Raw genomic sequence first — 13,007 nt, 5'->3', positions numbered from 1 at the left:
GTGCAAATATTTTTACCTAATGCAAAATTTATTCTATAAGGAAATTTTCTTATAGTCAATAAAATTTGTTATTTTAGGGAAACATTCAAGAGAGCCCTCTGGCTCTTCACTTGTTTTCAACTATGAGGAGGTCTTTCGATACATGTCCGCTGTTCTCGGCTTTGCGTGTCTGTTCGTCGGTCTGGTGATCGTCAATGCCGTCTATTCTTATCAAAGCAAGCACATTGATCCCGCCTTCGGATCGACGTTTATTTTTCAATTGAAGATGCTCCCTTTGTTTCTTCCGGCGAATCTGTTGATCGGATACGGCGTCCGCTGGGTACAGCAAAGCTTCGGTCAACTGACAACGGCTCTCGTATCGGCCAAAATTGTCGAACTTCTGGTATGTCTGCTTATGGGATATATGTTCATGCAGGAGATGCCTACGTGGAAAACGTGGGTCGGACTTCTCATTATCGTCGGCGGGTTTATCCTGATGAAGTGGAAGTAAGCGGCGCTAAGGCTGGAATACTTTGTGGGGTGAAATCTAGCGATCCTCGTGATAGACTGTAAGGGCCCTTGAGAGACCGGGTGGGACGAGACGTTCGGCTTAACCGGTTCTGTCGAGAGGACAACTACATTCAAGGCCGAAGCTTCTTTGGAAGCGCGGGGGAACCCATCCTTTGGGGTGAAGCCATATGCTATGGCCGGGTGATTGCTCTTTGACCCGAACCCGTCAGCTAACCTCGCAGGCCGAAAAAGGAGAGGATCTTTTTTGAATCGCATGAAGAAAGCTGCTTTGGTGAGTGTTTTGGCCCTTACTTCGGTGTTCGGAGCTGGTATGGCATCTGCTTCCGCCGCACCATGCGTCGTTACCGATAACGATACGTTGTCGACGATTTCTCAAAAATACGGCATTGATCTGTCCTCGCTGCTGAATTCGAATCCGCAGCTTTCCAATCCGAATGTTATTTGGAAAGGAATGGTCATCAATATTCCGGGATTCGGCAATGGATGGCAGCAGCCGACGACTCCGGCGAAACCGCAGCCGGTTCCTGCTAAGCCGCAACCGACGACTCCGGTGAAGCCTCAGCCGACAACTCCGGCCAAGCCGCAACCGACGACTCCGGTCCAGCAGCAGCCGACAACTCCGGCAAAACCGGATTCCGGTTCCCAGCAAGAAACCAGCCAGTCTGCTTTTGCCAGCCAAGTGGTGAACCTCGTCAACCAAGAGCGTGCGAAAGCCGGCCTGCAGCCGCTTGCTTCCGATAGCGCCTTGACAGGTATGGCCTTGGCCAAAGCGAAAGACATGTATAACAACGGTTACTTCGATCACACATCCCCGACGTACGGGTCTCCATTCGATATGATGAGATCTTTCGGCATTCGTTATTCGTATGCGGGTGAAAATATCGCAAAAGGCCAGCGTTCTCCACAAGAGGTAATGAATGCGTGGATGAACAGCGACGGCCACCGCAAAAACATTCTTAGCCCGAACTTTACAAAAATCGGCGTTGCTTACTACAACGGCGTATGGGTTCAAGAGTTTATCGCGAACTAATAATGCCTATTTTCCTAAAGATATCGGATCGGTCCCCTTGCCTGGGGATCGATTTTTGCTTTTATTTTTGAAGAACGGGCATTTCTAAAATTTTTTTTAGAAAATTCCGTATGAAACGATACAGACATATTCAATTGTTTACTGGTATCATGAAGCTTGGTAAGCAATGAATTCGAATCTGTATATGGGCACTTGGATTCGAGGGAGCTAGTAGTGCAACCGGACCATCTTTCTTAGCCATCGCTAGGAAAGGTGGTTTTTGTTTTTTAATCCTTTTTCTAACTAGGGGGTATCCTAAATGAAACAACCGATAGATTGTCAACTTCTCATCGAACAATTAGAGATCCCGCTGGAAAAATTCGAAGCGTGGAAAAAAGAGCAGCTTAAACATATGAACACAGAAACCCATGAAATAATCATGAACGAGAACCGGGCGGCAGCCGATTATTCCGAAGCTTCTCTGCGTCCGTCTTCCGAAATTTGATTGCGGCTCGTTAACCCCCGGAGGAACCGAAAACAGACCGTTTTTTCCCCTTTATAAGCAGCACTTCCCCCACCAGCCAGGATCGCCGTTTCCCAAGGACGGGGGCACCCCGGTTCTCCACATCCTCGCATTCGTCGCTCCGGGAGGTTGTCCCATCTTGAGGCGTCTCCCGGCGAATCAGACTAGCAGCCCGCAGTCACGGCGATATCCCTTTCGCTTCGTGCATCCAAAATGGGGACCGCTAAATAATTCCCCAAGACCGTGTACATATTAACAACAGATAGAGGTTGGATAATTATATCCCCCTTCAACTCTTCGACCAATACCCATACCCCCTTATGCCTTTTTCCTATAAACCATTATGGAAATTGCTTGTTGATCAAGAATTGACGAAAACCGAATTTCGGGAAAGCTTGGGCTTGTCCACTGCAACACTCGCAAAATTAGGGAAGGACGAATACGTCTCGCTGGAGATCATCGATAAGATAGATTTGTACACATTTCGGCGTCCAGCCGAACGATATCATGGAGCATAAGAAGGATCGATAAAGCCTCAATGTCACAAAATGCCCCCCGCTTCTGTCTTGTATAATGAGTCAAAATACAAGGCATATTTAGAGTGCCGTTCAACGGGAGGCAAGGAGTATGAAAATCTTAATCGCCGGAGCAACCGGCGTCATCGGTCGTTCGCTGCTGCCTATTCTGGTACGGGAAGGCCATGAGGTGATTGGCATGACGCGTAACGAAGCCTCGAAAAGCCTCATTTCCGAAATGGGGGCGTCTCCTCTGATTGCGGATGCTTTGGACCGGGAGTCCGTGATCGCTGCACTTCGGGAGGCGCGTCCGGAAGTCGTCATCCATCAGCTCACTTCTTTAAGCAGTTACAACTTGGAGGACAATGCCCGAATCCGGACGATCGGAACCCGAAATCTGGTTGACGCATCGCAAGCGGTCGGGGTGAGACGCATGATCGCGCAAAGCATATCGTGGACCTACGAACCGGGAAATCATCCTGCCAAGGAAGACGAATCTTTAGATTTGGAAGCGCCGCAGCCGCGAAAAAGGACCGTTGACGGCGTGCTGGCTCTGGAGCAGGCGGTCGCCGAAATGCCGGAATACGTCATTCTTCGATACGGTCTGCTCTACGGTCCCGGAACTTGGTACGACCGCAGCGGGCTCATGGCCGAGAAGGTGCGGCGCAAAGAGCTGAAGGCGACGGAAGGAGTAACTTCCTTTCTGCATGTCGAAGACGCGGCGCGTGCAGCGGTTGCTGCGCTGGAATGGCCGAACGGGCCGGTGAACGTCGTGGACGACGAACCGGCTCCGGGAACGGAGTGGCTGCCCTTCTATGCCGCAGCCATCGGTGCGCCTGAGCCGGAAATCCAGGAAGGCAGCAACCGCGGCGAACGCGGTGCAGACAATGCCAAGGCGCGTAAAGATTATGGCTGGAAGCCGCTTTATCCGACTTGGCGCGAAGGCTTCCCGGCAAACTTGCAAACGTAGACGAAAAAGGGCAGTCGGGATGATTCCCGACAGCCCTTTACCCTTTTCATGACAGTCTTGCTTGCTGACTTTTCGTTGCTTGCACTTGCAGCTTGCGGTGATGAAAAATATATGAGCCGGCAATTAATCCGAAACCGATGAAGAATACAAGCCAGCCGCTGGCCGGGTCGCCTACGGCAATGCTCGAATACATCGCCCCTGCCAAATCAATGACAAACCCCGCGTAAGCCCATTCCTTAATTCTGGGGAATCCCGGAACCAGGAGCGCAATAACCCCTAATAATTTCGCCGTGCCGATAAACGGAAGGAGATAAGCGGGATACCCCAGATGGTCGAATAAGGCAACAGCCTCAGGAACAGACAAAATATCCGGAATCGAACCGAAAGCCATCAACGCCGCCAGCAGTCCTGTAAAAATCCAGTAAACAGTTACGATCTTCTTCATTCTCATCCCTCTTCCTTCAATAAGAGTCGTGTTATTCCCGATTTACTTAAGCTTCGCCAACTGCTCTTCGAGACGGCCAAGCGTCGATTTCGCGCCTTCGATCGCGCCGTACTCCTTGACCACCCGCTCCAGCTCTGCCGCTGACTTAAAGAGCGTTCTCATGGTCAATTCAGTAACGCCTTCCCGCTCTTCAAACGTAACGGTCACGTGAAATTCGTCTTCTCCGTCTCCGCCATGGGCGTAGACGAGCCGTTCCGGGCTTGCCACTTCGATATAACGGATCTCATTGTCATAATCGGTACCGTCGGGACCGTGCATGATATAGCGCCATACGCCGCCCGGTCGCACATCGATTTCTTGAACCGTAATCGTAAACCCTTTCGGTCCCCACCATTGCGGCAAATGTACAGGGTCCGTCCATGTCTTGTACACCAGCTCGCGGGATGCCTGAAAGACGCGCTTAACTGTAAGCTCCCGGCCTTCGACGGACGTCACGGTGTTGCTTGTTGAATTGTTTTCTGTCATGATTTTCATTCCTCCACATCGTGTTGTTGTTTAAAGCTCCTCGGCAGGACGACTGCTGATCGCCGTCGCTCACTTCCTTTCCTTCCTTTATAGCTCCTGCATGTAATTACCCAAACGGTCGAGCTTCTCGTCCCAACTGCAGCGAAAAGATTCCAGCCATGCCTTCAGCTCAAGCAACGGCTGAGGTCTAAGCTTGCAGATCCGTCGGTTGGCGATCGCCTGCATCTCGACGAACCCCGCGTCGCTTAGCGCGCGAAGATGCTTGGAAGCTTGCGGCTGACTGAGTCCAAGCCGATTGGCAATTTCTCCTACGGTTAAAGGCCCTTCCCGCAAGAGCTCCACCATGCGCAGCCGATTCGGCTCGGCAAGAGTTCGAAAGGTCGAATTCATGCTCTAAATATACCCGAAAAGGAATATTCCTGTCAAGGAATATTTAAAGCGTTTTTAGCTACTCCCCCCTTCTACCAGGACGAACGACGAAAAAACCGACCCTTTCCAGGGTCGGCGAGAGTGTTGAGAAAACCTAGAAGTAGAAAATCTCAGACAAATAGAGGTGGGGTATATCCCGTAAGAGTTTACGTCCGCCTTTGGAACCCGTGAAAATACCGCTAATTCTAATCAAATTCACGGGTTTCAAGAGCGGCTGGAGGGATATACCCCACCGGCGTATGCTGAGAATTTTATACGCGAAGCGGGTTTCTCAACAAGCTCACCGCCCCCCTCTAGGGCCGGTTTTTATGGGCGTGAGCCTGTATTACACCATAATTTTACAAATATCATTCGTAAATTCGACCGGATCTTCAATCGGCAGTCCTTCGATCAACAGCGCTTGGTTGTACAAGAGTGCCGTATACAGATTCAGCTTCTCTTTATCCTGCTCGTACGACGTCTGCAGCGATTGGAACACCTCATGATGGATGTTGATTTCCAGCACCTTTTCCGCTTTGACACTCGGATTATTCGGCATGGCGTTCAATATTTTCTCCATCTCGATACTGACGTCACCCTCCGTAGTCAGACATACGGGGTGAGACTTCAACCGCTTCGAGGCTCTGACGCTGGTTACTTTGCCTTCCAGCAGCCCCTTCATGTAGTCAAACAGCTCTTTGTGATCGTTTTTGTCGGCATCGTCGCTGTCCTTGTTGTCTTCCGTTTCAAAGCCCAGATCGCCGCTGGAGACGGACTTGAATTCTTTATCCTTGTATTTCATCAGCATCTTGACGGCGAACTCGTCGATATCGTCGGTGAAGTACAAGATTTCGTAGCCCTTCTCGGCGACGAGCTCGGTCTGCGGAAGCTTCTCGATTCGTTCGTTCGACGGTCCGGAAGCATAGTAAATATACTTTTGGTCCTCCGGCATTCTCGATACGTATTCCTCCAGCGTGGCCAGCTTCTTCTCTTTGGAGGAGTAGAACATGACCAGATCCTGCAGTACCTCTTTATGACTGCCGTAATCGCTGTAAACTCCGAATTTCAGCTGTCTGCCGAACGATTTGTAGAACTGCTCGTACTTCTCTCTTTCATCCTTAAGCAGGCTTAGCAGCTGGCTTTTGATTTTGCTCTCGATATTTTTGGCGATCAGCTTCAATTGGCGGTCGTGCTGCAGCATTTCTCTGGAAATGTTGAGCGACAGGCTCTCCGAATCGACCATCCCTTTGACGAAGCTGAAATAGTCCGGCAGCAGATCGGAGCATTTGTTCATAATCAGCACGCCGTTGGAATACAGCTCCAGCCCCTTCTCGTATTCCTTCGTGTAGTAGTCGAAAGGAATATTTTCCGGGATAAACAGGATCGCCTGGTAAACGACAGCCCCGTCCGCGCTGATATGGATATGCTTGATCGGCTTGTCGAAGCCGTAATGCTTCTCCGCATAAAACTTCTCGTAATCCTCGGCAGTCAGCTCGCTTTTGTTTTTTCTCCAGATCGGAACCATGCTGTTAATGTGCTGCTCTTCCGTGTAATCCTCAAATTCGTTGTCGCTGCCTTCCTTCAACCGCTTGGAGGTAACATCCATCTTAATCGGATAGCGGATAAAATCCGAATATTTCTTAATGATTCCCTTCAGACGGTATACTTCCAAAAACTCCTCGTAGCTCTCGTCCTCGGTATTCTCCTTGATCTTCAGAATAATTTCCGTGCCGACCGTTTCTTTGTCGCAAGGCTCGATCGTATAGCCTTCCGCACCCGCCGATTCCCACTTGTACGCGCTGTCGCTGCCCAAGGCTTTGCTGATCACCGTTACCACGTCGGCGACCATAAAGGCCGAATAAAAGCCGACGCCGAATTGACCGATGATATCGTGACCGTCCTTTAATTCGTTTTCTTTCTTAAAAGCGAGCGAGCCGCTCTTGGCGATCACGCCAAGGTTCGTCTCCAGCTCTTCCTTGGTCATCCCGATCCCGGTATCGAGGATCGTCAATGTTCTGCTGTCCTTGTCCGGAACCACTTTAATATAGTAGCTGTCTTTGTCGAAAACCAGTTTATCGTCGGTCAACGCCTTGTAATAAATCTTGTCGATGGCATCGCTGGCATTCGAAATCAATTCGCGAAGAAAGATTTCTTTTTGCGTATAAATCGAATTGATCATCATTTCCAACAATCGCTTGGATTCGGCTTGAAACTGCTTCTTTTCCATTCGAAATCTCTCCTTTTTTGACAATAACGGTGACAATGGCTGCAAATGACCACGTTGTTAGCACTCTCCACCTCCGAGTGCCATTCTTTATTTTTTATAACATTCCTCCATTTTAATGTCAACCCAAAAGAAAAAACGCTTGGAAGCCCAAGCGTCTCGCGTTTTTATCCCTTTTTCACCGACGTTACTTGCCCGTACGTCATGGCGGCCAGATCATCGGGCGTTAGCTCGAATACGGCTTTCGGATGTCCTGCCGCCGCCCATAAGGTTGGGTATTGAAACAGATCTTCGTCGATCATCGTCAGGATCGGCTCCGGATGTCCGATTGGCGCAACGCCCCCGATGACAAAGCCCGTATGCTCCCGCACGAAATCCGCATCGGCCTTGACAAGCTTATCGTCAATCCGACTGGAGATGAGCTTCTCATCCACGCGGTTCACGCCGCTGGCGACAACCAGAAGCGGCTTATTCGAAGGCTTGAGCCGGAAAATGATCGATTTTGCAATTTGCGCCACCTCACAGCCTATGGCGTCCGCCGCTTCCTGGGCGGTTCGCGCGCTGTCCGGCAGTTCCACAACCCGGTTCGGATATCCCAACTTCGTTAATTTATCCTGTACCCGCTGCGCGCTTTCCTTTAACTGACTGCTCACCACGTTTCCCTCCGATAGATTCGGACCGGATGTCCGGCCTATTTTTCATCTTTCGCAAGGTCCAGCAGGATGCCGTTAATCCCGTTCAGGAAAGCATTCGCGCTGGCCTTGATAATATCTGTGTCCATCGCCCGTCCGGAGTAGATTTTGCCTTGATGCTCCACACGGATGTTGACCCTGCCGACGGCCTCCATGCCTCGGGACAAGCTGTTGATTTTGTAATCCTTCAGCTCAATCTCCAGACCGACCAACGTTTTAATGGCGCTGTACAAGGCATCGATCGGGCCGTCGCCCACGGCGCTCCCTTTCATTGATTCGGTGCCCTTGTTCAATTTGACAGTGGCCGTCGGATACAGATCGTTGCTGACCACCTGGAAGGACTCCAGCTCGTATAATTGCTTGCTGCTCTGCTCCACGGTCCGGTGATTCGTCACGAGATAAAATACGTCGTGATCGTAAACTTCTTTCTTGGCATCAGCCAAGGTCAGGAACTTCGCGAACAGCTGCTCGAAATCGTCGGCATCGCTCGTATCGAAGCCCATTTTCTCTACGGCGTTCTTGAAGGCGTGCCGTCCGGAACGGGCGGTCAGGATCAGCTCCATGCTGTCCGCCCCGACCTCTTCGGGCGACATGATTTCATATACGCGCTTGTCTTTCAGCAGGCCGTCCTGATGGATGCCGGAGGAGTGCGCGAAGGCGTTGTCGCCGGTAATCGCTTTGTTGACCTGCACATCCAGCCCCGTCAAATGGCTGACCAGCTTGGAGGTTCTGTGCAGCTCCGTCGTATTGATATTGGTGTAGCCGTTGAAATAGTTTTCCCTAACTTTAAGCCCCATCACGACTTCCTCCAGCGAAGCGTTGCCTGCCCGCTCGCCTAAGCCGTTAATGGTGCACTCGACTTTTTCCGCCCCGTTCTTGATCGCACTCAGCGTATTCGCCGTGGCCAGTCCAAGGTCGTTGTGGCAATGGACGCTAAGAATGACGCGGTCGTCCAAATTTTTGAGCCGTTCGTTGATTTTGCGGATCAGCTCGCCAAATTCCTCCGGAACGGCATAGCCCACTGTATCGGGCACGTTAATCATGGTCGCTCCCGCTTTCACGACGGCTTCGATCGTCTCCCACAAGTATTCGAAATCCGACCTCGATGCGTCTTCCGTGGAATACTGTACTTGCGGAAGCAGCGTCTTGGCATACTTGACCGCGTCAACCCCCATCTGCAGGACGGCTTCCTTGGACCGGCTGAACTTCTTCTCCACATGGATGTTCGAGGTGCCGAGCACAATATGAATGAGCGGGTTCTGCGCCAGCTTGATGCTTTCATAGACCGCGTCGATGTCGCTTTTGACTGCTCGGGCCAAGGCCGTAATCGAGACGCTGTTGCCTACGCTGCGGGCAATTTCTTGAACCGCTTGAAAATCTCCCGCGGACGAGGCGGGAAAGCCTGCTTCGATAATATCGACATTCAGCCGCTTTAATTGCTGGGCGATCTCTATTTTTTGATGAAGATTCAGCTTCGCCCCTGGAACTTGCTCACCGTCGCGCAGCGTGGTATCGAACACCATAATTTTACGTTTCATCCTCTATTCCTCCCGAAATCGCATTTTTTCGATATCTATAAATGAAGCGGGGTTGATTAAACCCGGAATTTAATCAACAAAAAAACCCCGTCTCTACGTATAGAGACGAGGTTGAACCCGCGGTACCACTCTAATTCATTTCCTGAAGAAATGAGCTCAATTCGATGGCCATCACCATCTATCCCTGTAACGGTGGAACTCCGGCTTACCCTACATGTCAGGCAGCTGTTCATAGACGAGTTCGAAATGAACGACGTTACCGTTTCGCACCAACCAACGGCTCTCTGAAAGGTCATTGCACTTCTACTATTTCTAATCTTCACATTTGAATATTGGATTATTGGTTATTATAGGGTAACCCGATCGTTTTGTCAAACCTAATCTGTGCCGCCTGCTTCCGCCAGAAATTGCTCGGCGATTCGGACCTTGCCGATTCTCGGGAAAATGTAGTTGCAAGAAGCCTCGTGCTCCTCCTGGCTGTAGGTCTTCATCGCATCGGTGATGAAGATTTGGTGATAGCCAAACTGGAATGCTTCCCTCGCCGTGCTTTCCACCCCGATATTGGTGGCAATTCCGCACAAAACGATCGTATCGATCCATCTCCGGCGAAGCTGAAGATCCAGGTCCGTACCGAAAAAAGCGCCCCACTGCCGTTTCGTGACCACGTAATCATCCGGGCGGACGCCCAGCTCCGGGACAAACTCGGCCCAGCCTCTAGGAGGCTGAACGGCCGGAACCGGCTGATCCGTTGCCGGCTTTAACCGGTCCACCCCGTCATGGAAATCGACATTGACAAACGCGATAAATCCGCCTTTTTCACGGAACAGCCGGACAAGCGGGACAGCCTTCTCGACCACGTCTTGTCCATTCGAGCTTGCGACGATTCCTTTTTGCAGATCGATAAGGACCTAAGCTGTTTTTTGAAAATTTACGTTTAATGGCGTCATTGCGTTTCCCTCCGTTTGGTTGATTTACGATTGTATCGGAAGATCGCCTTCAGCAAAGGCGGTACCGCGAAAAAGATGAAAAAGGTACGAAACAGCTGATAGCCGGCCACCATCGACAAATCCGCATGAATCTCATGGGCGATAATGCCCATTTGATCCATCCCCCCGGGAGCGAGGCTTAACAGCCCGGTGGAGGCGGATACGGGCTGGAGCTTGGTCAGCAGCACGCTCAAGCCCAAGGCCCCGACCATCAGCAGCAGTCCGCTGCCGACCGCCAGCGAGATCGTCCGCACCTTATGGGTCAACCGGTCCGGCTTCAACATCAGCCCTACGTGAACGCCAATCATGAGCTGCGCCGCGTTAAGGACAAAGGCTGGAAGCGCCGGTCCCGGAATGCCGGTCAGCTGAAGAGCCGCCGTTCCGATAGCCGGACCCAGCAAAAAAGCGGTCGGAAATTTGATCTTGTTCCCCAAAATGGCGCATCCCACGCTGACCAGCGCATAAACGAGCAGGTTCGGAATCATCCCGCTGCTCCAACCCGCCGAAACGGCGGACAATGGAGCGCCGGCCCCCGAACCCTCGTGCGCTTGCCCGAAGAGCGGGCTCGTTACCAGCAATGGCACGCATGTGATAATCAGGATCAGCCGGATCACCTGCGTGACGGTGACGACCGTGAGATTGACCCCGTCGGTTTCCTCTGCCAACACAAGAACCTGCGTCAGCCCTCCGGGTATGCTTCCCAGCAGCGAGGATTTGTAATCGATCTCCGCCAGCCTGGAGACGGGATAGGCGATGCCCGCGCACCAAAGCAGCAGGAGCAGCGTCATGAACAGCATCCACGGCAGCTGGTAAGACATCTCCTTCAGCGCCGCCGCTGTCATGGCCAGCCCGATCGTGTACCCGACGATGATCATGCCTGCGTTTCTGAACTGCCCGGGCCATGCGAAACGTCCCTTGAACACATTCGATCCGATCAAAACGGCGAACATCGGACCCAGCAGCCAGGGAATCGGCAGATGCAGCAGCTTGAACGCGATGCCGCCGATGACAGCCGCAATCAGAGAGTACAAGATCCCGGGAAAGCGGGTCGGGGCTTTTCGTTTATCCATTTTCTCTCCCTCCCTATCTTTCTATAGAAATTTTCGAATAATATGTGCATTATTATGCACATATTAGAGTAAAAAAAGAGGTCACTCCAGCAGGTCGGCAATTGTATAAGTGCCCAGCACATGGTCTACCTGCACAATGATATCGGTCATGATTTTCTGAAACGATTCGTTGACCTTTTTTCCAAACAGATGATTTCCTGTCGTATCCAGCATCTGGTTCCATAAAGGCTCTTCCTCGTGCAAAGCGTTGTAGATCTCGGACAGCGTAATCTCCCCGGGCTTTCGGGTCAATTGGTACCCCCCCGATCTGCCCTGCTTCACTTCCACGATGCCCGCTTCCGCCAGTTGAGCCAAAATTTTGCGGAGCGCCGTCGGCTCGCAGCGGATCTCTTCCGCGATTTCGGCGCTAGAACGCTGCTCCGAAGTTAAGGCCAATACGATTAAGGCTTGGAGCCCGAAGCCGAACCGCTTAATTTGTGCCATGTTGCCCTGAACAGCCTCCTCCGGCCACAGCTTTTAATGTGCTTAATTTAGCACATTTTAAAACAAAAAACAATCCCCTGGCGCTTGCGCCAAACCTTCCGGCAAACGCAAGCAAGCGTCGAGGGTCATTTTTCGCCTATTACCTCTGCAATCCTGTCGGCTTTTTCACCAGGCGTATCGATCTTGCATTGACCAGCAGGATGCTGCCGACGATGAGAACGAGTCCCGCCACCAAATTAACCGATATTCGCTCGCCCAAAAAGAAGACGCTGCAAGTAATCGCAATCAGCGGGATCAGAAATGTAAACGCTCCGACCTTGCCGGCTTCGCCGGAGCCGACGAGCTTAAAGTAAGCGAGCCAGCCCAACGCAATCACGAAAACCGAAATAAACAGCAGACTCGATACGAACGGAACGTTCCAGACGATATCCGTCCATTTTTCCATGAGGGAACCCGAGCCTAACAACAAAATGCCGCCGATCATCAATTGAAGCGCCACGGCCCAAACCATATCGACCCGCGCCGACATTTTCTTCGTATACAGCGTGCCCAAGGCCCAACTGACCGCACAGCCGAGAGCGAGCACGATCCCGGTAACGGACAAATGTCCGGCCAGACTGCTTGCGCTGATCTCGAATACGCCTAGAAAACCGAGCACAAGCCCGATCCATTTCAAGCCGAACATCTCTTCCCCCAGCCACAGCCAGGATAAAATGCCCAGCAGCACGGGCTGCAAGAAGACAATGGCCGAAAAGAGACCGGCCGGCAAATAGTTCAGTCCTATCGTTTGAAGACCGTAAAAGAGAATGATGTTCAGCACGGACGAAATCACATAAACGGGCCACGTCTGCTTCCAATTGAGCTTCTTGTACCCGGGCAAGGCAACGCAGATGAGAATCAATCCCCCGATGCACGTCCTCAAGCCTGCAAATAATAAAGGCGGCGAAAAGGAAAGCGTATATTTGGACAACGGCCAGTTGATTCCCCAGACGATGACGAGAAAAGTGAGGTACAAAGCCGCCCGCGAGCGTGAGAGCTGCAACACGATGAACACTCCTTGTTGTCAATGTTTTCTCATGATACAATAACTATCGAAATAAATAAAATGA

The 13,007-nt window shown here is 51.4% G+C and carries 15 protein-coding genes, 2 riboswitches and 1 other annotated feature; of the genes, 5 read left to right on the top strand and 10 right to left on the bottom strand.

The window, feature by feature from the left end:
* Positions 1-142: 142 nt before the first annotated feature.
* From NI000_RS18755 to NI000_RS18735, 5 genes are all read left to right on the top strand, one after another.
* Complete coding sequence (locus tag NI000_RS18755; protein ID WP_253412991.1) at positions 143-490, top strand: hypothetical protein; 348 nt, start codon at positions 143-145, stop codon at positions 488-490.
* Between the two features lie 124 nt (positions 491-614).
* Positions 615-749: riboswitch (cyclic di-AMP (ydaO/yuaA leader) on the top strand.
* A 5-nt stretch (positions 750-754) separates the two neighbouring features.
* The gene (locus tag NI000_RS18750) at positions 755-1,540 is read left to right on the top strand and encodes a CAP domain-containing protein (RefSeq protein WP_253412990.1); all 786 of its coding nucleotides are present in this window, start codon (positions 755-757) and stop codon (positions 1,538-1,540) included.
* Between the two features lie 150 nt (positions 1,541-1,690).
* Positions 1,691-1,774: riboswitch (cyclic di-GMP riboswitch) on the top strand.
* A gap of 64 nt (positions 1,775-1,838) precedes the next feature.
* Positions 1,839-2,024, top strand: a complete 186-nt coding sequence (locus tag NI000_RS18745; protein WP_253412989.1) for a hypothetical protein — start codon at positions 1,839-1,841, stop codon at positions 2,022-2,024.
* 338 nt (positions 2,025-2,362) lie between these two features.
* Entirely contained in the window at positions 2,363-2,560 is a 198-nt protein-coding gene (locus tag NI000_RS18740; RefSeq protein ID WP_309247916.1) for a helix-turn-helix domain-containing protein, read from the top strand.
* Positions 2,561-2,669: 109 nt separating this feature from the next.
* Positions 2,670-3,527: an NAD-dependent epimerase/dehydratase family protein gene (locus NI000_RS18735; protein ID WP_253412988.1), complete on the top strand. Its 858-nt coding sequence runs from the start codon at positions 2,670-2,672 to the stop codon at positions 3,525-3,527.
* A gap of 46 nt (positions 3,528-3,573) precedes the next feature.
* On the opposite strand, the gene NI000_RS18730 is transcribed toward NI000_RS18735, so the two are convergent.
* The 10 genes from NI000_RS18730 to NI000_RS18685 all read right to left on the bottom strand — a co-directional run bounded on the left by NI000_RS18730 (position 3,574) and on the right by NI000_RS18685 (position 12,943).
* Positions 3,574-3,972, bottom strand: coding sequence for a DoxX family protein (locus tag NI000_RS18730; RefSeq protein ID WP_253412987.1), 399 nt, complete (start codon positions 3,970-3,972; stop codon positions 3,574-3,576).
* A gap of 42 nt (positions 3,973-4,014) precedes the next feature.
* Positions 4,015-4,497, bottom strand: coding sequence for an SRPBCC family protein (locus NI000_RS18725; protein ID WP_253412986.1), 483 nt, complete (start codon positions 4,495-4,497; stop codon positions 4,015-4,017).
* An 87-nt stretch (positions 4,498-4,584) separates the two neighbouring features.
* Positions 4,585-4,887 carry an ArsR/SmtB family transcription factor gene (locus NI000_RS18720; RefSeq protein ID WP_253412985.1) on the bottom strand — a complete coding sequence of 101 codons (303 nt, stop codon included), beginning with the start codon at positions 4,885-4,887 and terminating at the stop codon, positions 4,585-4,587.
* 364 nt (positions 4,888-5,251) lie between these two features.
* The gene (gene htpG / locus NI000_RS18715; RefSeq protein WP_253412984.1) at positions 5,252-7,132 is read right to left on the bottom strand and encodes a molecular chaperone HtpG; all 1,881 of its coding nucleotides are present in this window, start codon (positions 7,130-7,132) and stop codon (positions 5,252-5,254) included.
* Between the two features lie 164 nt (positions 7,133-7,296).
* Positions 7,297-7,782, bottom strand: coding sequence for a YbaK/EbsC family protein (locus NI000_RS18710; RefSeq protein ID WP_253412983.1), 486 nt, complete (start codon positions 7,780-7,782; stop codon positions 7,297-7,299).
* 38 nt (positions 7,783-7,820) lie between these two features.
* Positions 7,821-9,359, bottom strand: coding sequence for a 2-isopropylmalate synthase (locus tag NI000_RS18705; protein WP_253412982.1), 1,539 nt, complete (start codon positions 9,357-9,359; stop codon positions 7,821-7,823).
* 98 nt (positions 9,360-9,457) lie between these two features.
* Positions 9,458-9,688, bottom strand: a binding site (T-box leader).
* Between the two features lie 48 nt (positions 9,689-9,736).
* A complete protein-coding gene (locus NI000_RS18700; RefSeq protein ID WP_253413164.1) occupies positions 9,737-10,261 on the bottom strand; it encodes an isochorismatase family protein in 525 nt (174 codons plus the stop codon).
* A gap of 41 nt (positions 10,262-10,302) precedes the next feature.
* Complete coding sequence (locus tag NI000_RS18695; protein WP_253412981.1) at positions 10,303-11,415, bottom strand: AbrB family transcriptional regulator; 1,113 nt, start codon at positions 11,413-11,415, stop codon at positions 10,303-10,305.
* 81 nt (positions 11,416-11,496) lie between these two features.
* The gene (locus NI000_RS18690; RefSeq protein WP_253412980.1) at positions 11,497-11,898 is read right to left on the bottom strand and encodes an Rrf2 family transcriptional regulator; all 402 of its coding nucleotides are present in this window, start codon (positions 11,896-11,898) and stop codon (positions 11,497-11,499) included.
* 139 nt (positions 11,899-12,037) lie between these two features.
* A complete protein-coding gene (locus NI000_RS18685; RefSeq protein ID WP_253412979.1) occupies positions 12,038-12,943 on the bottom strand; it encodes a DMT family transporter in 906 nt (301 codons plus the stop codon).
* Positions 12,944-13,007 lie beyond the last annotated feature (64 nt).

Source organism: Paenibacillus tyrphae, from assembly GCF_024158745.1.
Classification (GTDB): Bacteria; Bacillota; Bacilli; order Paenibacillales; family NBRC-103111; genus Paenibacillus_G; species Paenibacillus_G tyrfis_A.
The sequence above is the reverse complement of the archived record's forward strand: the minus strand, read 5'-3'. Positions and strand labels throughout refer to the sequence as shown.